This window comes from Chryseobacterium polytrichastri (assembly GCF_900142445.1).
Lineage (GTDB): Bacteria > Bacteroidota > Bacteroidia > Flavobacteriales > Weeksellaceae > Chryseobacterium > Chryseobacterium polytrichastri.
This window is the reverse complement of sequence record NZ_FRAV01000040.1, coordinates 16,580-38,688: the sequence shown is the minus strand read 5'-3', so window position 1 is coordinate 38,688 and position 22,109 is coordinate 16,580. Positions and strand designations below refer to the sequence as shown.

Below are 22,109 nucleotides of genomic sequence, written 5' to 3'. Positions count from 1 at the left end.
ATGCCAACTTTAACATATGAGCTCATTCATTATATTTTTTTATTAGGTTGTTAAGAAATAATTGTGAAGATATTTTCGTTATCTTTAGCTCTATGGGTGATAAGATTACGATCTACTCCATATAAATTTTGAAAAATATCTCTTTGAACCTGCGAACTAGAAAGGTATCCCCAATGATTTCCGATTTCAAATTTTAAACTATTTTTCAAATCGTTTTCAATGAAAGTACAATCGATGATCGAAACAATATCTTTGAATTTTTCAATATCGCTTGGTCCATTTTTACCTAGTCTTGGGGTTAGAATATTTTTTGTGAACTGAGAAATCCCAAGAATGGTATCTTTTCGGTTTAGATAGATGGAGATTCTGTTGGCTAATAAAGGAAGTTTATTAAATGAGTCTTCAGAATCTTCAAAAACTTTATATGTAACATCAGAGTTCAATAACAAAACCTGATCAATAACTCTTAGAATATTCTCCTTTTTCAAGCTATACAACATACTTTGAAGCACTCTGTTTCCCATAGAATGGGCCATTAAATGAATTCTTTGGTTGCAGGGAGCAAGATCTCGATTGGAAAAAATATCTTTTAAAAATTGAGTGTAAAAATAAAAAAGTCTCAGTAAAGAAGTTCCTGAATTGATACTTGATGCTTTATCATCAAAATAAGTCAAAGGAACAATGCTGCTCGAAGCAGGCCAACTTACAAATAAAATATGCTCAACGGGTGATTCCGGATTGTCTATGAAAAGCTTTTTAAGATCAATCATTGCCTGCAATTCATCATCAAAATCATAGGCATATCCATGAATAAATATCAAAACATCACTTCTTTCTTTGGTGGAAGACATTTCTTTATACAATTCATAAAACATTCTTTGGCTTCCGCCAAGATTATTTGCCGTAAGTGCTGATTTTTTGATTCCCTTTTCACTTAGCAACACATCCAAAACATCTTGGTATCCTTGTTTTTCAGGTTCTGAAAAGAGTTGATAATCTAAAATGTTCCGATTGGTATAATTCTTCTTTTTTTTAGCTTGTGCTGTAGGTTCTTTGTAGTTTTCAAAATTACATTTTGCAATTCTGAAATTAGGAATTGAATATTCATCATTAGAAAATGAATCTAATTTTTCACCCTGATGGCGCACAATTTTCCTGTTACTTAAGATAAAGACAGACATGAGTGTTAGTTTTAGTGAATTTAATCATTTTTCCGCATATTTTAAAAGAAAATAATAATTTTTTAACTTGTTATTTTTAGGATTTTACATTTTCATAAACCCGTGAAATTTCCTAAATTTGCAAATTGTCACAAAATGTGATATTTAAAAGCTGACTTAATGGAAGAAGAAAAAAAATCTCTCAATTTTATTGAGCAAATTATAGAAGATGATTTGGCAAACGGTTTAAACAGAGATCAGATCCGTTTCCGTTTTCCTCCTGAACCGAATGGATATTTACATGTTGGGCACACAAAAGCCATCTGTATCAATTTTGGTTTGGGTGAAAAATACAATGCTCCTGTAAACCTACGTTTTGACGATACAAATCCTGAAAAAGAAGAACAGGAATTTGTAGATTCTATTAAAAAAGACGTCGAGTGGTTAGGATTCAAATGGGATAAAGAATTGTACGCATCAGACTACTTCCAGCAGCTTTACGATTGGGCCGTTCAGTTGATTAAAGATAAAAAAGCTTATGTTGATGAGCAGCCATCTCAAACAATTACAGAACAAAGAAAAAATCCTGCAGAACCTGGAGTTGAATCTCCGTTCAGAAATCGTCCTGTTGAAGAATCTCTAGATTTATTCGAGAGAATGAAAAATGGTGAATTCGAAAGTGGTTCAATGTCTCTTCGTGCAAAAATAGACATGGTTTCGCCAAATATGAATATGCGTGACCCTGTTATGTATAGAATTTTGAATAAACCTCACCACAGAACAGGAACGGATTGGAAAATTTATCCAATGTACGACTGGGCACATGGTGAGTCTGATTATTTAGAGCAAGTATCTCATTCATTATGTTCTTTAGAATTTGAAAATCACAGACCTCTTTATAACTGGTATTTAGAGCAGGTATATGATGAATCTAAAGTAGCTCCTAAGCAAAGAGAATTTGCAAGGATGAATGTTTCTTATATGATTACTTCCAAAAGGAAGCTGCAAAGGCTTGTTGCTGAAAATGCAGTAACCGGATGGGATGATCCTAGAATGCCTACGATTTCCGGAATGAGGAGAAAAGGTTTTACGCCTACTTCCATCAGGAATTTTATTGAGAAAGTAGGAGTTGCTAAAAGGGAAAACCTTATTGAGATTCAATTGTTGGATTTCTGCGTCCGTGAAGATTTGAATAAAGTCGCTAAACGTGTGATGACAGTGGTAGATCCTGTGAAATTGGTGATTGAAAACTATCCTGAAGGAAATGAAGAGTGGTTAGAAACTGAAAATAATCCTGAGCAGGAAAATGCCGGAACAAGGCAGGTTCCTTTTTCAAGAGAATTATATATTGAGCGTGAAGACTTTAAAGAAGAAGCGAACAATAAATTCTTTAGATTAAAACTTGGTGGAGAAGTCCGTTTAAAATCTGCTTACATCATTAAAGCTGAAAGAGTGGAGAAAGATGAGAACGGAGAGATTACAACCATTTATGCTTCTTATGACGAGAAAAGTAAGTCGGGGAGTGGAACTGAGGAAAGTTTAAGAAAAGTAAAAGGTACATTACATTGGGTTTCTGCAAAGCATGCACTTCCTGTAGATGTAAGAATTTACAATAACTTATTCACTGTGGAACAGCCAGATGCTGAAAAAGATGTAGATTTCTTGGATTTTATTAATCCTGAATCTGTCTCTACAATTCAAGGTTTTGCTGAACCTAGTTTAAATGATGTTGCAATTGGAGAACCTCTTCAATTCCAAAGAATTGGATATTTTACGAAAGATCAGGATTCTACGGATACTAAATTGGTATTTAACCGTACTGTAACATTAAAAGACTCTTATAAGCCGGAGTAAAAATCTATTTATACTAATATAAAAAGAACAGGGCTTATTGTATAGGCCCTGTTCTTTTGTTTTAAAATCAAAAATTGTGAAATTAATAAACATATATACCAACTCATTTAAGGGACTTTCTCAGGAAAGTTGGATGTTGGCCTTGGTAATGCTCATCAACCGTGCAGGTTCTATGGTACTTCCGTTTTTAGGAGTATACATGACGGATCATTTACATTTCAGTATAGAGAATACGGGAGTTGTTCTGAGCTTTTTCGGAATAGGATCTGTAATAGGATCTTGGCTAGGAGGATTTATAACCGATAGAATTGGAGAGTATAAAGTTCAATATATGAGTTTGTTACTAAGCGTACCGTTGTTTTGTTTAATTCCAATTTTTAAAACAGAGGTTGGAGTGGCGGCGATCATTTTATTGCAAAGTATTGTAAGTGATACTTTTCGCCCTGCGAACTCGGTGGCAATAACAAAATATGCAAAACCCGAAAATATCACGAGAGCATTTTCATTGAACCGTATGGCCGTGAATTTAGGATTTTCAGTTGGCCCTGCTTTGGGCGGAATTTTATCTGCTATTTCTTACAATTTTTTATTTTACAGTAATGCTTTAGCGGCTTTTCTAGCCGGGATATTATACATTTCTTTCTTTTATAAACGAAATAAATTGGCCAAGTTAAAAGCTAAAAAAGTAAAAGAAGCAATCATTATCAAAAAAGAAAACTCGCCATATAAAGATCGTAAGTTTCTTGTATATTGTTTCTTTTGTATGTTGTTTTCAATATGCTTTTTCCAGTTATTTAGTACGTTGACAATCTTTTATAAAGATACGGCACATTTAAGCCAACAGAGTATTGGGTACATTTTAGGATATAGCGGATTCTTAATTGTTTTGCTTGAAATGGGATTTGTACAAATTGCAGAGAAGTACTTCAGTTTGGCGATAACAATGCTTTTAGGAACTTTCATTTGTGGATTTTCTTATGCAATGATAGCATTTGATTACAGTATGATTACGTTGATTGTTTCTATGACATTACTTTGTATCGGTGAAATTTGGACATTACCTTTTATGTCAACCATCACCGCAATGCGTTCAGGAAAAAACAATAAAGGAGCGTATATGGGACTGAATGGAATTTCGTTTTCAATAGCATTCATTGTTACTCCGTACATAGGAACAATGCTTGCTCAAAAATTCGGATTTAATGCCTTGTGGATTGGAACCGGAGTTTTAGCAACAGGTATTGCTATTGCATTTTACTTTATTGTTCCATGGATGTTGAAAGACAAGAAGGAGTTAGAAGAAGTTATAGAGCAATAAAAATTATTTCAGATTAATAAAATATTCTCCAAGACGGTTATCTGTTTTGGAGAATGTTTTTTATAATCATTTCTGCATGAATTCTTGAATTCTCAATAAACCAGAGATGGGTGTCTTTTCCACCACAAACAACGCCTGCCAAATAAAGATTTTTAATATTTGTTTCCATGGTTTCAGGATGGTAAATAGGGTTTAAACAATCTCCTTGAAGATCAATTCCTGAATTTTTCAAAAACTCAAAATCGGGAAGATAGCCTGTCATCGCCAGGACAAAATCATTCTCAATTTCATGGATCTGTTCATTTTCATCTTTAAAAATAACGGAGTCTTCTTTTATTTCAATAATCTCAGAATTGAAATAAGCGGTAATACTTCCTTCGGCTATTCTATTTTCAATATCTGGTTTTACCCAATATTTTACATTTTTTGAAATTTCAGAATGACGAACAATCATCGTGACTTCAGCTCCTTTTCTATAGGTTTCCAGCGCTGCATCTACAGATGAATTACTAGAACCCACAACCACAATTTTCTGCTTTGCATAAGGGTATGGTTCGGTATAATAATGCTTTACTTTTGGTAGATTCTCTCCGGGGAGGTTCATCAAATTAGGAATATCATAGAACCCTGTTGAGATAATTACATTTTTGGCGTAGTATGTTGCTTTTGAGGTTTTAATTTCAAAAATAGCCTCGTTTTTAGAAACGTTGAGTACTTTTTCATACAGATTAATATTGATATTTTTCTGTCGGGCAATTCCCTGATAATATTCTAATGCATCTTGTCTTCCAGGTTTGGGAGCAGCTGAAATGAAGGGTATCTCGTCTATTTCTAATTTTTCTGCAGTTGAGAAAAATCGCATATATAAAGGGTAATTGTATAATGAATTTACAATAATTCCTTTTTCTATAATTAAATAAGTCAGGTTATTTTTTTTAGCTTCAAGCGCACAATTAAGACCAATGGGTCCGGCTCCAACAATAAGAATATCTAAAACTTCCATCATGCTAAGATATTGAAAAACTTTCTTACCTTTAATTGAAATCATGAATATCCAACAATGAAATATTATATTGCTGTTGCATCAAAAGATCATATTGAAAGAGGAGTTGAAGGCGGATTTATGCAGGCCAATCACGGAAAAGCAACTTCTCTAAAAAGGTTAAGGACTGGAGATGGAATCATCTTCTATTCACCAAAACGGTATTTTGAGAAAGATGAAAAGTGTCAAAGTTTTACTGCAATTGGTATGGTGAAAGATGAGGAAGTTTATCAAGGTGTTATGGCTGAAGGTTTTAATCCGTTTCGTAGAAATATAGATTTTTGTAAGAGTAAAGAAGTTTCAATTATTCCTTTAATTGATGAGTTAGATTTTATTATTGATAAAAAGAAATGGGGATTTTCTTTTCGATTTGGTTTTTTAGAAATTCATGAAAAAGATTTTCAATTCATAAAAAGTAAGATGATATAATGCTGTTAATCCGAGTTTTGAATTAAAAAAACACTTTGTTTCGTATTTGAAGAATTTAAAGGAAATTATTATTTAGTTGCCGTTTAAATTTGAAAATTTTAATATAAACGCTAAGTTTTTTAATGAGACTTTATTATTTTAAGGAAGCTACAAGCTTAATGAAATCAATTAGTTCTTTACCTTCTTAAATAAAGAAGAGCATTGTAAATAAATCTTTGCCTCAAAAATTATAAAATCTCAACCAACTTTTTTGTAAGATTCTTTCTTGAGAACTGTTCAATATTTTGAGTGTTTTCAAGAAGGTTTCCATTTTTCCACAATTCAAATTTTTCTAAGATAAAATCCTTTATTGTTTCAGAATCCTGATAACTGAAATGTTTTCCTGCATGCGTCTCATTTAATATTTTTGAAACATCTGCCCGATCCGGTCCAAAAGAAATGATTTGTTTACCTGTCGCTAAATATTCAAATATTTTCCCCGGAATAATACCTTTTGAAGATTCATTAGGGAAATTAGTGATTAGTAACATATCAGAACTTTGCATTTCTATGATAGCTTTATCATGAGAAATATAACCTAAATTTAAAATGTGATTTTTTAAACCTGAATTTTCAATCGAGTGTAAAATTTTATCATCAATTCTTCCTACAAATTTCAATGAAAAATTTTCAGCAAAATCTGAATTGGTTGTCACCAAATTATCAATGGCTTTCCAAAGATTTTCGGGATTTCTAAGCTGTTCTAAAACACCAATATAACTTAATGTGAATTTTTGTTTGAGAATTTGAGAGTTTGAAGATTTGAGAGTTTGAGAAGAATCTGATTCATCAAAACCATTCGTAATACAAACCGCGTTCGCACCATTTTTACGGAAATTTTCAGCGTCGGTATAGCTTGTGGCTAATGTAATATTAGCATTTCTGAAAACATCATTTTCTAATTGTCGATGTTTTTTGTCGGAGCTTTTAGTTAGTTTTAAATGTTTATAATAAGAAATCTCCGTCCAGGGATCACGAAAATCAGCAATCCATTTTAGATCTGGAAATTTCTTTTTAAGGTTTAAACCAATTAAGTGTAAAGAATGTGGTGGTCCCGAAGTAACTACAACATCTATTTTATTTTCTTTTAAATACTGTTCTAAAAAATTTACAGAAGGTTTTACCCAAAAAACTCTGGCGTCAGGAATGAAAAAATTTCCTCTTACCCAAATCGAAAGCTTTGATTTCCAGCTTTGGTTTTTACCAACATCGAACTGTCCGGCTTTAAACTTCTTATTGCTTTTATTAAGCTTTTCAGCCAATTGATAAGGTTCCCAGATTTTGGTTTTAACGATTTCAATATTCTCAGGAATATCTTTCATTAAGCTTTCATCCAACAAGGGATAACTCGGATTTTCTGGTGTGAAAATAACGGGTTTCCATCCGAATTCAGGTAAATATTTTGCAAACTTCAACCATCTTTGAACACCAGGACCTCCCGCAGGAGGCCAGTAATAGGTGATGATTAATATTTTCTTTTGTTCCATATAAATTCCGTAGGAATAAAACTTAATATTCTTAAAAACTTAAACTTATTCTTAATGTTTTAAATTTAACCATTAAGTTTTTGTTAAGGTGTTAAGGTGTTAAGATTATTAAGATTGAACTTTGTTTTAAGATTTTTGTTCAAGTAGGAGTTCCTTCTTCTTATTTTTATTCATCCAATAAATTCCGAAACCACTTAATGCGATGAATAATCCGAAGCAAAGTAAAGAGATCCATTTTCCTGTTTCAATAACTTCTGGTTCAAAGACCATTCTGATGTTGTGTTTTCCTGCAGGAACGTGTACTGCACGAAGTAAATAATCTGCTTTAATGTAAGGAACTTCTTTGTCGTCTACGAACATTTTCCAACCGTGAGGATAATAAATTTCAGAAAATACGGCCAATTGAGGAGTCTTAGATTCTGATTTGAATTCTAATTCATTAGGCTGGTATTCTGTTAAATTAATAAATGCTGTTGGATCTGCCTGAACGGGTTTATTATTGAAATATTCTTTATCCGAAGAAGCAATAACGGCAGTTTTCTTACTGTCGATTACTCCAATTGATTTAATTTCTTGGTTAGGACTGTTCACAAATTTAAGATCGCTTACAAACCATGCATTTCCATTAGCTTTTGGATTTGGCATTGCTTGAGGCTGTTCTGGGCCACCTACAACCCAATATTTAGCATTCAATAAATTAAGAACATTAGGAAGTTTTACGGAATCCATTACCTGGAAATATTCATTGATTACATCGTCATATCTTCTCAATTTTACGGCGTGATATCCTCCAATTGAAGATTTGAAGTATGATGTATTGGTCTCACTGAATGTCCCTAAAATATTATTGAATATTCTGTAGTGTGTTTTATCTTTTTCAGAAATCGTTTCCAAGGTTTTGTTAACCTGAACGCTGGATACAATAGATCCTAAACTAGGATTAGCCTGCACTTTTTCTACTAATAAATCCGAACTTTCTGTTTGGAAAGGATTTTCGGCAAATACTTTGTCTACATAATTATCATCATTTAAATAGCGCTTGTTTACCGTCCAAAGATCAAATAAACTCACAGCTCCAATAATGATTAATGCGATATTCTGACTTAGCTTTTGCTTCAGTGTCAAGAATAACACAGCAGCTGCAATAGCAACATAGATGAATGCTTTTATGGCATCAACTCTAAATAGTTTAAATCTTTCATCTACCAGAAAATCTAATAGGAAAGGGGGAAGATATAACTTTTCGTTTTCTGTGTAAAAACCTAATAAAGACTTTCCGAAAAGCAATAGAATTAATAAAAATCCTAACGTTCCTCCGCTTACATAAGTAAGGATTTTCTTTTTGTATTCTTCTGTTAATTTCTCGTCTGTAAAGAATCTGTATAATCCGATGATCGCAATTAAAGGGAATAATAATTCTACGATAACCAATATTGAAGACGGCGCTCTGAACTTATTATACATAGGAACGAAGTCGATAAAGAAATCTGACAACGGCATAAAGTTACTTCCCCAAGCCAATAAAATAGTTATAATAGAAGCTCCTAAAATCCAGTAACGGTATTTTTTCCAGGCAAAAAAGAATCCTAATAAAGCTAAGAAACATACAATTGCCCCTTGATAAGCCGGTCCTGAAGTTCCAGGTTGGTCGCCCCAATAGGTTACACTTCCGAAGCCCTTAGAAATTCTATCATATTCGGCTTGTGAATGTACATTTGCCTCAACAAGTCCCTGAGCTTTATTCATGATATCTTTTGCTTCAGGTTCCTGACTTCCGCCACCCATTAATCTAGGGATAAATAGGTTTAAAGTTTCCAGTCTTCCGTAGCTCCACATCAGCATACTTTCTTTATCCATTCCGGATTTTCCTGAAGTATGCGTGTCGTTATCTAAGATTTGTTTTCCACGAACGGTTTCTTTTACATATTCCGCATTAGCCATGATTCTTTGAGAGTTCATCCCCACACCAATGATACAAGCAGCAGCAATAATTCCCGAAGAAATTAAAAAATGCTTCATCGGTGTTTTCTTTTGAATGGCTCTGATTAATTCTGATAAGAATAAAAATCCTAGCGCAATGAAAAGATAATAGGTCATCTGCGGGTGGTTTGCAGCTATCTGTAGCCCCATAAATAGGGTAGTGACAATGAATCCCCAGATGTAACTTTTCCTGATATAAACGAGCAATATTCCGGCTAAAAGTGGCGCGAAATATTCAATAGTATTTACTTTACCATTGTGTCCCGCTGCTATAATAATATAGAAATAGGTGGATAGTCCGAAGAAAGTAGCGCCTAATAAAGCATACTTCCAGTTTCTGACAACTACCATTCCTAAAAGGAAAAATCCGGCGAAAAGTAAGAAAAGATAATTAACCGGTCTTGGCAAAAAGTTCAGATTACTATCAATTTTCTTAATGATATCTCCCTTGAACTGGCTTCCCATCTGATAGGTAGGCATTCCTCCAAACATTGAATCACTCCAATACGTTTCGCTGCCAGTATTAGCTCTGTAATCGAGAAGTTCTTTTGCACCGCCTCTATACTGAACAATATCATGTTGGAAAAGTTGTTTTCCTGTAAAAACAGGTGTGGAATATAAAAATGCTAAAACTATAAATACAACTAATGAAATTGCAGTATAAATTAAGTTTTTATTTTTCGCCATACGGGTTATTATCTTTTATTTTCTTAGGTATTTTTACCTTTTGTCTTTATTATCTTTTACCTCTTCATAATCCACTGTTTCTGCATCCCAGTGGATTTTTTGATGATCCTTAGTCGAGTTGTTGGTGTTTTGCTGCGTATTATTTTGCTTGATATTTTTAAATAAATAACTGTAGAATGTCTTAAAAAATAATCTTTTCAAAATATTCCAAACAAAGAAAATAATAATTGCAGTAAGTACTAACTCAAGAATGAACTTCATAATATTTTTATTTAAGATTCTAAGTTTAAAGCTAGAAGTTTGTCGAGAAATATTTACTATTCATAAAAATTCTCAAATTCTTCAACTCTCTATCCTAAAACTTACTTTATTTATTTTGCAGAAGGATTCACCATTACAGAAGATTTTGAAACACTTTTCATAGACTGAGATTGAGCTCCGTCTGAAATTGTTTCGATTTGAGTAGTAACTACATCAATTTTCTGATTGGTAATCCAACCTGTACTTTGATCAAACTTAATAGTACCGTTTTGTACAAGTTCACTGCTTAAGCTGTGCGTAATTTTGTCTTGTGTTTTCTTTTCGCTTTTCTTAGGAATTCCACCTGTTACAGCAATTTCTGCGATACCGTTTCCTACGCTTTTTAATACATAGTTTGAAGTAACTTTAACAGCTCCGCTTGGGTCTGCGTTTTCAGAATTCGTCCACTTTTCACCAATCTTAGCTCCTTTTTTAGGAATGATTGTAAGGTTTTTATTGAACTGATCTTTCAGTACCTTTTCATTAAAGCTTTGTTTAAGACTTGCAACAACGCTTTCTTTTTGGTTTTTATCTTTGATAAGAGTACCTACGGCATTAGAAACTTTTGTGTAAACTGCATCAAAACCTGTGATAGAAAGTACATTTCCTTTCGTATCCATTTTCATATTCAGTTTGTTTCCTGTAAGCGCTTTGTTGATATTCCAGATCATTTTTAGATCATCCTCTTTCGGCATTGCCAGTTTTGTATCAACAATAATGGTTTTTCCTTCTGCAGATTGAGAGTTTCTTTTTCCGATAAGATTAAGGGTCATGTCATATACATTTCCTTTAATATCATTAACAGTGAAAGTCATCTCATCCGTAGATTCGCTGGTTCCGTTAAGAGATTTTCCTTGAGGATCCGTCATTGTCTTTACATCTCTTTGGTAGGTTGTAAGAGGATAGGTTTTACCTTTTTCAAGCTTAAAAGTTTGAGTGTAAATTCCTGCAGAATCTTTAATTGCCGGGTTTTCTACAACTTTCGCCACAGAATCAGCCGGAACTTCTACAGTGATTGTTTTTCCTGTTTTAGGATCTACTTTGGTTACGGTTGCCGTTTCTTTTTTACAAGAAACTAGAGCTATAGATGATAGTAGAGCAAATGCTGCTATGTTTTTCATTTAAATTAATTTTGAATGTGTTATCGATTAATTTACTTTCATTAATTTCTGTCTTGTTGCTTCATATAAGATTGCTCCACATGCAACAGAAACATTTAAAGATTGTGTTTTTCCTTCAATAGGAAGTTTTATTTTTTCGTCTGAATGATGCAGAACTTCTTTTGAAATTCCGGTTTCCTCATTACCCATTACAATGGCACAAGGTTCTGTGAAACTTACATCATAGATCAGTTTTTGAGCTTTTTCAGTAGCTGCAAATACAGAAATTCCACTTTGTTGAAGATAATCTACAACGTGAGCTAAATTCGGTTCTTTACAAATTTTAATATTATAAAGTGCTCCTGCAGATGTTTTGATAGCATCAGAATTAATTGGCGCGCCTCCTTTTTCAGGAATAATAATAGCATCAATTCCTACACATTCTGCAGTTCTACAGATGGCTCCGAAATTTCTTACATCGGTTAATCTATCCAAAATCAATAAAAATGGAGTTTTCCCTTCTTCAAACAATTGAGGAACAACATCCTCTATTTTATGAAAAGGAACGTCTGAAATAAAAGCTACAACACCTTGGTGGTTTTTTCTCGTAAAACGGTTCAGTTTTTCAACCGGAACGTAGTTAGGACGTAATTTATTTTTGGCTAAAATCGTTTTCAGTTCTGCATAAATATCGCCCTGCAATGCATTTTGTACAAAGATCTTGTCAATAGTTTTTCCTGCTTCAATAGCTTCAATTACCGGACGAAGCCCGAAAATAAAATCGTCTTTTTTATCTGTCATTTTAATATTTTTCTCCTAAAATTGCTCTTTTTTGTGCCATTGCATATCCGTAATGCAGGCTTTCATGTATGTTGTTGAAGATGATGGCATCTTGAATACTTTTCAGGTCCATCCCAAAACTTGTCGTGTAAGGGGTGTAATCTGAGAAGAAATCGCTGTCATAATCTTTCATTAAGATCTTTGAAGTTTCGGTTAATAAAAACTCCAGATCTTCCACTTCAGATTTTTGTACATTTAAGTTCGGAAGGGTTCCTTTCTTATATGTTTCGACCCAATATTTATCGATTCTAAAAGGGTTTCCACTTAGGTAATAGTGCAAAAGTTGCTGTGTAGCAACTGTATGCGCAATATTCCAATAAATGTTATTGTTAAAGCCATCTGGTATTAGCAAAAGGTCTTCATGAGACGTGTTTTGCAGAATATCCAGAAGGTTTCTTCTCACCTGTCTGTGGGCTTGAAAATGATAATTCATTTTACAAAATTTTTAATCACCAAAAATAGTTTAATAAACTGGAAATGACAATTTTTAAACGTGAGATTAAGGTTAAAATTATATAAAATGCTATTTTGAAAAAAATGAAATGTTAAAAAAAGTATTCCTTTTTCGTTTGTTTACAGGAAAATAAATGTTAAAATAATTGATTTTGAGAAGGGTAATTTCTTTTTTACGATGATATCTAATGATTTCGATGTCTTAGTTGCTGTGCTGATGTTTTTAAATATGAGAATTAAACTGGGAGATGATTAACAATGTAATTTCTAAGATGTACTTTACTTTTAAGAGTGGATAAAAAAATACCTCCTAAGAAAAATATTCAATAGGAGGCTCTTTATTGTTTTTAAAAGAATATTCGGATTCTTTTTATTTTTTGATAATCTTATGTTTGAAAGAGGTACCGTCTTTCAAAACAATATTCAGAATGTAAATTCCTGCGCTGTATGAAGAAATATCTATTTTATTTTCCTTGTAGCTTTCAAATAGTTTTCTCCCATCTACACTAAATAGTGTGAGAGATGTTACATCTATTGGTGACTTTATATTAACAAAGTCGGAAGTAGGATTGGGATATATGCTTACATCGGTGGTTTTGATATCCTTCACATTTAAAGTCGCGTTGCTTTTGCTTTGCATATAAACAGATAAATAAACATCACCTTGTTGCTGGTTAAAAACGGCAGTTGGTATGGTATGTTTCAAAGTATGGTTTCCAGCAGTCATGTTAGGTAATGTAAATCCTCTGATAGGAACTGAGTTACCTGGGCACCAGTTGTTCCATGAAGTCCAGTCGTTAAATGTTTTAGGGGTAGCTCCATATATTCCGTTACCTTGTGTGTTGTATACTCTGAAGGGCTCGCATGAAATTCCTCCGGGAGTATAGGTCAGCGCCTGTACATCATCTACATAAGTGTAATTTTGTCTTCTTACATATTCTTCACCACCACTGTTAGCACCATGAGGCGTAGATATTACAACGAAATGAGCGTCGGTAACAGGGCTGGGCAGGTTAAAATTTACAATTCTAACTGTTTCACCGGGAACATCAGTACTGTTATAGTTATTGACTCTGGTGTAGCTTAACAGAGGAGTAAGACTGTTGTATGTTGTAGCAGTAGCTCCCGCATCCGTTGAAAAGAAAGTAAGGGATCCTGAAAAAACATCAATTCTTCCCGAGCATCCGGCAACTTGTGTTTGTGCTGCATAAGGAACACCAAACACATCAAGTTCCATATACATATCGTAAGTGCTGCGAAGCGCAGAATCATGAAATACATTATATAGATTGCTCAAATCATAGGTGTAGGGCACTTCCGTAGGAGATCGGTTTTTACTCATGAAAGGGGTAATGTATCTTCCTACTTCTATTCTTTTTACATTTACATCGTCTGTAGTATAAGTAGCTTGATTTTTAGGAACTAAAGCCAAGAAAACTTCTCCCAGGCGGTCATAGTTGTCACAAAGAGCCCCTATAGATACTCTCATGGCAATTTTTGCTTTAAAAGAATTCAGTTCAGCATCTGTAAGTTTTCTTGCGTATCTCGTGTTGCCTAATCTTATTAGACCTGGAGGAATAGGTTCGGATACCGTTGCTGTATAACCATCATAATAAACTGCTTGTGAAATCACATTCACCATGGTTGTTGTTTGTGATTGAAAAAGTCCCATAGAAAAGAGACTCATAAAGAATAGCTTTTTATACATGTAATTGGTATTTGTCACAAATGTATTAAAATATGCGTTTAAATTTGATGTTTGTTGATTGATTTTTCAAAGTAAATAATGATTTGTTGATAATTGTATAAATATTTAAAGCGATTAAATTGATCTGTGTTTAAAATATTATTTGTATTAGTATGTGTGATTAAATAATCATATTTATTATAAAAATTAAAACTTTAATGCTAAATTAGCACCATATTCCATATTGAATTTATTAATTATGAAAAGAATTTTACTTTTATCTTTATTATTGATATCGTTGATGTTTAATGCACAAATAAATATAAACATTGGAAGCACAACTGTAGGAACTGCTCCGGTGAGTAGTTTTTTTTCCTATTCTTATGTTCAGCAGATCTATCCTAAACAAGAGGTAAATGCGAATGCAGCAGGAAATATTACAGGGCTTATATTCTATGTAGATCCTTCTGCAACTATTTTTGATTCTTCAAATTGGACGGTTTATCTGGGACATACTTCAAAAACTGCTTTTACATCCGGTACAGATTGGGTTCCTGCTTCGCAGCTGACTCAGGTGTTTGCAGGCACAGTGACTAAAAATAATAATAAGGTTGAGGTGGTTTTTTCTACACCATTCGCTTATAACAATACAGATAATTTAGTGGTCGCGGCAAAAGAAAATGCTCCGAGCATCGATATTAATAATTTTGATGAGGCATTTAAAGTGTATTCGCATCTTCCATCTTCTACTCTTTATTACAAAGGGGACGGTATGGTCGTTGATCCGGCATCTCCACCGGGTGGAATAAGAGCTGATTACAAATCAGCAATTACCATTTCAGGATTAGTACCTAGATCTACTGCAGCCTGTCCTTTCGTTGCTTTTCCTACCAATAACGCTCAATTTGTTGCCTTGTCTCCAAATATTAAATGGTTTCCTGTTTCTGGTGCAGATTCTTATAAAATTTCAATAGGAACAAGTTCGGGAAGTACGAACGTGATTAATCAGCAGATCGTAACGGGAACTAATTTTATTCCATCAACTGCCCTTAATGCTGATACCAATTATTATTTGAAAATTACGGCAGTTTCAGCGGGCGTTGAATCTTCAGGTTGTGCAGAGGTTATTTTTAAAACAGTTCCGCCAGTTCCTGTAAATGATGCTTGTTCAGGTGCTTTATTAGCCTCTGTTTTTCCTTATTCATATACGCAAAGCGATGCTATTTCCACAACTAATAACGCAGGGAATATAGCCGTTTGTCCTGATGCAATGAATGATGGAACTTGGTTTAAATTGGTTGGAGACGGCAGTCAGTATACGATTAAAGTGACGATGCCTGCTGGTAGTACTTTTGATCCTCAGGTAGATGTATACAGCGGTACTTGTACTACCTTAGCCTGTGTAGATTCGGCTGATAATGGCGGTGGGGGTGCTACAGAAACAATTACTATCTCAACAATATCCGGAACAACATATTATGCAAATGTAGGATCTTACGAAGAAACAATAGATGCACCGGAAGATGTATTTACGATTGCTATTACTAAGCTTTAATAGATCTGTATACCTTACGTTTTCATCAATTAAATAAAATTTAAGAGCACTATGAAATTATTTAACCAATGATTTTATAGTGTTTTTTTATGTCAATTGACAATGGTTGTTCAGAGAAGAGAATAAAGTTTTACTGCTGATTGTAATTATTTATTCATATAGATTGTGAATTTATAATATCATTAAATTGGACTTTTGAAAGGATTTTAAGAATTAAAAATTAATCTCTTGGCTTTGGATATCTCGTTAAACCTCGGAATTTTTAACAAACTTTAACTCAAAAATGGCATTTATTGTGTTGATTAATGCAAGTATTTATTAGAAATTTACAACTTATTTTAATTTAAACTATGTCAGATACACATCAAGCAGAAGACATTCGTCAGTTGACGGAAAAAATAAAGGAACAAAATTACTTATTTTCACTTCTGAGACAGGAAATCAACAAGGTTATCATTGGTCAGGAATATATGATAGACCGCCTTTTGGTAGGGCTGTTAGGAGGTGGGCACGTTCTTTTGGAAGGGGTTCCCGGATTGGCAAAAACGTTAGCTATAAAAACGTTGGCGGATGCTGTTCATGGTGAATTTTCAAGGATTCAGTTTACACCGGATCTATTGCCTGCAGATGTTGTAGGAACAATGATCTACAATATAAAAGAGAATGATTTTTCTATAAAAAGAGGGCCTGTTTTTGCAAACTTTGTTCTTGCGGATGAGATTAATCGTGCGCCAGCAAAGGTACAGTCTGCACTTTTAGAAGTAATGCAGGAGAAGCAGGTTACAATTGGTGATGAGACGATGAAGCTTCCAAAGCCATTTTTGGTATTGGCAACGCAAAACCCGATTGATCAGGAAGGAACTTATCTTTTGCCTGAAGCGCAAAGCGACCGTTTTATGTTGAAATGTACTATCGATTATCCAAAATTCGAGGATGAAAGAACAGTAATGAGAATGGTTTCTACTTCCCACCAGCCAGTAGTAAAACCGGTAGTTTCTCTGCAAAATATTGTTGATGCCAAAGAATTAATCAATCAGATTTACTTAGATGAGAAAATTGAAAAGTATATTCTGGATATGGTGTTTGCAACCCGTTATCCTGAAAATTACGGTTTGTCTGAACTTAAGAACTATATAAGTTTCGGAGCTTCTCCGAGAGCATCTATTAACTTAGCGATTGCTTCAAGAGCGTATGCATTTTTGAAAGGAAGAGCTTTTGTAATTCCTGAAGATGTAAAAGAACTGGCTAAAGATGTATTGAGACACAGAATTGGTTTAACGTTCGAAGCAGAAGCGGAAGAAATTTCTACCGAAGAAATTGTTAATAGAATTTTAGCAAAAATTCAAGCCCCTTAATTTTTAATGGAAGAAATGGTAATCAGAAAAGCGGTTCAGGAAGATTGTGCTCCCATGTTGGAGTTAATTAAAGAATTAGCTGAATATGAAAAGGCTTTACATGAAGTTACTTTAACTCTAAAACAATTTACTGAAGATGGTTTTGGTAAATCTCCAGTTTGGGGTGCTTTTGTTGCTGAGTTTGAAGGACAGATTGTAGGAATATCATTGTATTATAATCGATATTCGACTTGGAAAGGAAGGAGATTATATCTAGAAGATTTAGTGGTAACCGAAAAACTAAGAGGAAAACAAATTGGAAAAAAACTATTTGAAGCAACCTTAGAACACGGAAAGTCAAATCAATACAGCGGAATGGTTTTTCAAGTATTAAACTGGAACGAGCCAGCAATTAATTTCTACAAAAAATACAGTCCGAAATTTGATAATGAATGGTTTAATGTTTCCATTGAGTTTAAGGATTAAGTTATATGGATTGGCAATATTTAAAAGATAACATTTATTTCTCTGATGGTTCATTAAGAGATATTTATGTTTTAAATATTTCAAGACTTGATTGGTTGAAATGGATAGATTTTATAAATGAAAATTTTGAAGTCAGATTTACATATTGTGATATTGTTGGAGATTTAAAATCAAGCAATCAAATTATTTCTAAATATATATTCGATTATTGGGATAATGTAAGTGAATTTGTTGTAACTGCGACAATAATGATTGGCGAAATTATTTTAAATTGTTACTTTTTTACAGAAGTGGAAATAGAAAATGATATTACGCCAAAGGAAATTAAAAGTTTAGATGATCATAACCAAATTATAGATTATTTAAAATCAGTTTCTAAAATTTTAAACAAAGAAGTTATCTTAACTGCCGAAAACTATGATTTAGATTATGATAGATTAATTACAGTGGTTAATGATCAAGTTTTAATAAAGTAGACATGCAGATAAAAGATATTGTAAAAAAAGTAAAGCAAATAGAAATCCGTACTCGCAGGAAGACGGAAGCTACTTTGATGGGACAATATCACAGTGCTTTTAAAGGACAGGGAATGACTTTTTCAGAGGTCCGTCCGTATCAGTTTGGTGATGAAATCCGTAGGATTGATTGGAATAAAACCGCTCGTTTCCGTGAACCATTTGTAAAAGTAATGGAAGAGGAAAGGGAGCTGACAATGATGATCTTGGTTGATATTTCTGCTTCCATGGATTACGGAACAAAAACCCAGTTGAAAAGAGAATATGTAGCAGAAATTGCTGCCAGTTTAGGGTTTTCAGCGGCGGGAAATAATGATAAAGTTGGTTTGATTCTATTTGCCGATAAAGTATACAAAGTAATTCCGCCACAAAAAGGGAGGAAACATATTTTATCAATTATTAGTAATATATTAACAGCTGATTATGTTCCTGCAGTTTCTAAAATAGATAAAGCAATGGAATATATGATGGGAATATTTAAGAGGAAATCTTTGGTTTTCTTATTCTCAGATTTTGAAGATGAATACGATTCTAAAATGCTTCGTGTGGCTTCAAAGAAACATCATTTGCTTGGAATGAGAATTTATGATGAAAAGGATAACGAGATTCCAGATGTAGGATATGCGCTGTTGTACGATGCCGAAACAGGAAAACAGGTTTGGGCTAATACTTCCAGTGCACGATGGAGATATACTTTTGCAGAAGCGCAAAAACAAAAAGTAAGAGCATTGGAAGATGATTTTGCCAACAGTTCGGCCAGTTTTATGAATGTAAATACGGGTGCGGATTATTCAAAATTATTGTACAGTTATTTTCAGAAGAAATAATTATATCAATAGGAACGGGTTTTAACCCGTTTAAATCTAAAAATTAAAATTAGGCTTTAGCCAAAATTTATTTATTAAAATTGAAAAAATTACTATTTATACTGTCTTTTTTAATCTGTGCAAACGCTTTTTCACAGATACTTTCTTCCAATCTTGAGAAGAAAACCCTTGCTTTGGGAGAGGTAAATTCTATTATTGTGACGATAAATAATCTTCATAATGAAAAGGTGTTAGCAGCTCCTAAGAACGAATTGTTACCTTTCCATTTTGAAGAAATTAAAGATAGTATTGCCCAAAATCCTGATATCTATTATAGAAAAATTGAGTTTTCGGTTTATGAAGAAGGGAAATTTACCATTCCTGAATTGGAATTTAAAGTAGGCGGACAGGTTTTAAAAACAATTCCTTATGAAATTGAGGTTCTGAATACGGCTCAAAAAGCAGATCAGATCAATGATATCATGAATAATAAGGAGGTTAAGCTTGAGGCAAAAGATTATTGGGAGCTTTATAAGTTTTATGTTTTAGCAGCCTTGGCGGTTATAGCTCTTATTATTGCTATTGTGATGTATATGAAATGGGGCAGGAAATCTAAAAGTTCTCCTGCGGTGGCAACCAATCAGACCTTGAAGGAATTAGATTCTCTTAAAAAGAAAAAATATATTGAAGAGGGAAATTACCGTTCATTTTATGTTGAATTGATCGATATTTCCAGAAAATTCATTACCAAACAATATCATTTGCCTGCGGATGTTTTGTTGACAGATGATTTAATAGATTTAATGAAAAAAAATAATACAATCTCTCAGGAAAACGAGAAAGTGATTGCAGATGTATTTTTAAGAGGAGACTTGGTGAAATTTGCCAAAACTTTCCCTGATAAAGATTCTATGGAAAAAGATTTCGCAGACGTTAGAGATTTTGTGAAGAGATCATCAAAGGATTTAGAATTCGAAAACCTGAGAAAAGATGCCTAATTTTGAATTTTATAGTCCGTGGTTTTTACTGCTTTTTCTGTTGTTTATTCCTCTTTTATTTAAAGATTTAAGCAGGCAAAAGAGAAAGGGAATAAAAGTTCCTACCATAAAAAATATGGAAGGAAGTGACGGAATTGTAGCCGTACTTTTCTTACTGAAAATATCTAAATACCTTATTCTTTCTGCACTGATCATTGCGATGGCCAGACCAAGAACGTTTACTGTTTCTCAAGACAGAGATGATACGAAGGGAATTGATATTATGTTGGCTGTTGACGTATCATTGAGTATGTTAGCCAAAGATTTAACACCAGATCGTTTAACGGCACTGAAAGAGATTGCTATAAAATTTGTTGATAAACGACCGAATGATAGAGTAGGGTTAGTAACGTATTCAGGAGAAGCATTTACAAAAGTTCCTGTAACTTCCGATCATCAGGTGGTTATTGATGAATTGAAAAACCTTAATCCGCTGGAACTTCAACCTGGGACTGCTATTGGAGAAGGACTTTCTGTAGCGGTAAATCACCTGAGAAATAGTAAAGCGAAAAGTAAGATCATTATTCTAATGACCGATGGGGTTAATACAATTGAAAATGCAATGCCTGCTCAAGTAGCTGCAGAATTGGCTAAAAACAATGATATCAAAGTATATTCTATCGGAATTGGAACGAATGGATATGCTCTAATGCCTACTCAACAAGATATTTTTGGAGACCTTGTCTTTACAGAAACTCAGGTGATGATTGATGAAGAACTTCTAAGAGAAGTAGCGCAGACTACCAACGGAAAATACTTCAGAGCGACCTCAAACAGTAGCTTGGAAGAGGTTTATAATGAAATTAATCAATTGGAAAAATCTGATATTAAAGTGTCTAAACTTTATAATTATCAGGAATATTTTAAAATTTTCCTTTGGATTGCTTTAGGAATGTTAATTATCGATGCCTTGCTGAGATGGGTGTTTTATAAATTTTTAAGCTGATGGAGTGGTATTTAGGTAATTATTGGTATTTATTGTTGCTGTTGCTTTTGCCGCTGTTAGCTACTTTGTTGATTCGTTTTCTGAAATGGAACAATAGAAGAAGGAACATTTTTGCAGACAGTCAGTTTCATGAAGAATTGTTTGAAAAAAGATCCGGATTTGTTAAAATTTTTCCTGCTTTATATCTTTTAGGTACATTGTTTTTAATCTTCTCTATCATTGATTTATTAAATGGTTCAGAGGAAGTAAAAAGCAATCAGAAGATGAATAATGTAATCTTTATGCTTGATGTTTCAAACTCTATGAATGCGGAAGATATTAATCCAAGTCGTTTGACAGAAGCAAAAAATGTCATGATCAACACGATGCAAAAGATGAAAAGCGATAAAGTGGGGATTATCATGTTTGCAGGTGAAGCGGTTTCCATTTTGCCTTTAACAACAGATTATAGTTCTGCTGAAACCTACATTAATGGGATTGAAACGAATTCTGTACAAGTTCAGGGAACGGATTTCTTGAAAGCTGTAAAAGTAGCAGCAGATAAATTTAAAAATGTAAATAAAGGCTCAAGAAAAATTGTTTTACTGAGCGATGGTGAAGATAATGAAGGCAACGATAATGCGGCTATAAAACTGGCTAACAAAGAAGGGATCATGATTACGTCTGTAGGCATTGGCTCTGATGAAGGGGCGCCAGTTCCTGAATATGTGTTTGGACAATTGATGGGATATAAAACAGACAGAGCCGGAGAAACAGTGATTTCTAAAAGACAAACAGAAGCGCTAAAAAAAATGGCTGAATCTACAGGAGGAACATATATTGATGGAAATAACATCAATGAAGCTCCAAATAGAATCACAGATGCACTAAGTAAGAAAATGTCTTCTTCGGAAACATTGGTGAAATCTCAGAATGCGAATCATTATTATCAATATTTTTTAGCATTTTCAATATTTTTCTTCTTTTTAATTTATATTTTTAACCCCAAAAGAGATTTTAATGTTTAATGTTATTTATTGTGTTCCCTAAACCAATCCCCACTTTAACCCAACTT

Annotated in this window: 20 protein-coding genes; 11 read left to right on the top strand and 9 right to left on the bottom strand. The window is 33.5% G+C overall.

Translation table 11 applies throughout. The features are described 5' to 3' along the window. Positions 1 to 50: 50 nt before the first annotated feature. On the bottom strand, positions 51 to 1,181 hold the full coding sequence (locus BUB80_RS19435; RefSeq protein ID WP_083547296.1) for an alpha/beta hydrolase: 1,131 nt from the start codon (positions 1,179 to 1,181) through the stop codon (positions 51 to 53). A gap of 159 nt (positions 1,182 to 1,340) precedes the next feature. On the opposite strand from BUB80_RS19435, the gene BUB80_RS19430 reads away from it, so the two are divergent. Then, on the top strand, positions 1,341 to 3,014 hold the full coding sequence (locus tag BUB80_RS19430) for a glutamine--tRNA ligase/YqeY domain fusion protein (protein WP_073296603.1): 1,674 nt from the start codon (positions 1,341 to 1,343) through the stop codon (positions 3,012 to 3,014). 133 nt (positions 3,015 to 3,147) lie between these two features. Beyond that, positions 3,148 to 4,332, top strand: a complete 1,185-nt coding sequence (locus BUB80_RS19425; RefSeq protein WP_073296621.1) for an MFS transporter — start codon at positions 3,148 to 3,150, stop codon at positions 4,330 to 4,332. 37 nt (positions 4,333 to 4,369) lie between these two features. Here BUB80_RS19425 and BUB80_RS19420 read toward each other — a convergent pair whose 3' ends face one another. Beyond that, entirely contained in the window at positions 4,370 to 5,335 is a 966-nt protein-coding gene (locus BUB80_RS19420; RefSeq protein WP_073296618.1) for a YpdA family putative bacillithiol disulfide reductase, read from the bottom strand. Positions 5,336 to 5,392: 57 nt separating this feature from the next. Here BUB80_RS19420 and BUB80_RS19415 point away from each other — a divergent pair, with 57 nt between their 5' ends. Then, on the top strand, positions 5,393 to 5,803 hold the full coding sequence (locus BUB80_RS19415) for an EVE domain-containing protein (RefSeq protein WP_073296600.1): 411 nt from the start codon (positions 5,393 to 5,395) through the stop codon (positions 5,801 to 5,803). A gap of 227 nt (positions 5,804 to 6,030) precedes the next feature. Here BUB80_RS19415 and BUB80_RS19410 read toward each other — a convergent pair whose 3' ends face one another. From BUB80_RS19410 to BUB80_RS19380, 7 genes are all read right to left on the bottom strand, one after another. Then, the gene (locus BUB80_RS19410) at positions 6,031 to 7,329 is read right to left on the bottom strand and encodes a glycosyltransferase family protein (protein ID WP_073296597.1); all 1,299 of its coding nucleotides are present in this window, start codon (positions 7,327 to 7,329) and stop codon (positions 6,031 to 6,033) included. 126 nt (positions 7,330 to 7,455) lie between these two features. Beyond that, on the bottom strand, positions 7,456 to 9,996 hold the full coding sequence (locus tag BUB80_RS19405) for a YfhO family protein (protein ID WP_073296594.1): 2,541 nt from the start codon (positions 9,994 to 9,996) through the stop codon (positions 7,456 to 7,458). A 33-nt stretch (positions 9,997 to 10,029) separates the two neighbouring features. Further along, the gene (locus BUB80_RS19400; protein WP_073296591.1) at positions 10,030 to 10,257 is read right to left on the bottom strand and encodes a hypothetical protein; all 228 of its coding nucleotides are present in this window, start codon (positions 10,255 to 10,257) and stop codon (positions 10,030 to 10,032) included. A gap of 110 nt (positions 10,258 to 10,367) precedes the next feature. Then, positions 10,368 to 11,417 (bottom strand): DUF6263 family protein, encoded by a 1,050-nt coding sequence (locus BUB80_RS19395; RefSeq protein ID WP_073296588.1) that lies wholly within the window; start codon positions 11,415 to 11,417, stop codon positions 10,368 to 10,370. Positions 11,418 to 11,444: 27 nt separating this feature from the next. Beyond that, a complete protein-coding gene (gene rlmB, locus BUB80_RS19390) occupies positions 11,445 to 12,197 on the bottom strand; it encodes a 23S rRNA (guanosine(2251)-2'-O)-methyltransferase RlmB (RefSeq protein WP_073296586.1) in 753 nt (250 codons plus the stop codon). A gap of 1 nt (position 12,198) precedes the next feature. Beyond that, positions 12,199 to 12,669, bottom strand: coding sequence for a DinB family protein (locus tag BUB80_RS19385; protein ID WP_054513189.1), 471 nt, complete (start codon positions 12,667 to 12,669; stop codon positions 12,199 to 12,201). Positions 12,670 to 13,059: 390 nt separating this feature from the next. Then, positions 13,060 to 14,376 (bottom strand): peptide-N-glycosidase F-related protein, encoded by a 1,317-nt coding sequence (locus tag BUB80_RS19380; protein WP_175549633.1) that lies wholly within the window; start codon positions 14,374 to 14,376, stop codon positions 13,060 to 13,062. Positions 14,377 to 14,635: 259 nt separating this feature from the next. Here BUB80_RS19380 and BUB80_RS19375 point away from each other — a divergent pair, with 259 nt between their 5' ends. The 8 genes from BUB80_RS19375 to BUB80_RS19340 all read left to right on the top strand — a co-directional run bounded on the left by BUB80_RS19375 (position 14,636) and on the right by BUB80_RS19340 (position 22,062). Further along, positions 14,636 to 15,931, top strand: a complete 1,296-nt coding sequence (locus BUB80_RS19375; protein ID WP_139262796.1) for a hypothetical protein — start codon at positions 14,636 to 14,638, stop codon at positions 15,929 to 15,931. 350 nt (positions 15,932 to 16,281) lie between these two features. After that, entirely contained in the window at positions 16,282 to 17,286 is a 1,005-nt protein-coding gene (locus tag BUB80_RS19370) for an AAA family ATPase (RefSeq protein ID WP_073296577.1), read from the top strand. 15 nt (positions 17,287 to 17,301) lie between these two features. Next, entirely contained in the window at positions 17,302 to 17,751 is a 450-nt protein-coding gene (locus BUB80_RS19365) for a GNAT family N-acetyltransferase (RefSeq protein ID WP_228433889.1), read from the top strand. 5 nt (positions 17,752 to 17,756) lie between these two features. After that, complete coding sequence (locus BUB80_RS19360; protein ID WP_073296571.1) at positions 17,757 to 18,227, top strand: hypothetical protein; 471 nt, start codon at positions 17,757 to 17,759, stop codon at positions 18,225 to 18,227. A gap of 2 nt (positions 18,228 to 18,229) precedes the next feature. Beyond that, positions 18,230 to 19,093, top strand: a complete 864-nt coding sequence (locus BUB80_RS19355) for a DUF58 domain-containing protein (protein ID WP_054513194.1) — start codon at positions 18,230 to 18,232, stop codon at positions 19,091 to 19,093. A gap of 80 nt (positions 19,094 to 19,173) precedes the next feature. Next, positions 19,174 to 20,070 carry a BatD family protein gene (locus tag BUB80_RS19350; RefSeq protein ID WP_073296568.1) on the top strand — a complete coding sequence of 299 codons (897 nt, stop codon included), beginning with the start codon at positions 19,174 to 19,176 and terminating at the stop codon, positions 20,068 to 20,070. Continuing rightward, on the top strand, positions 20,063 to 21,055 hold the full coding sequence (locus tag BUB80_RS19345; RefSeq protein WP_073296565.1) for a VWA domain-containing protein: 993 nt from the start codon (positions 20,063 to 20,065) through the stop codon (positions 21,053 to 21,055). Before BUB80_RS19350 ends, BUB80_RS19345 begins: the two co-directional genes overlap by 8 nt. Continuing rightward, entirely contained in the window at positions 21,055 to 22,062 is a 1,008-nt protein-coding gene (locus tag BUB80_RS19340; RefSeq protein ID WP_073296561.1) for a vWA domain-containing protein, read from the top strand. The genes BUB80_RS19345 and BUB80_RS19340 overlap by 1 nt, the downstream gene beginning before the upstream one ends. The last annotated feature ends 47 nt before the right edge of the window (positions 22,063 to 22,109 follow it).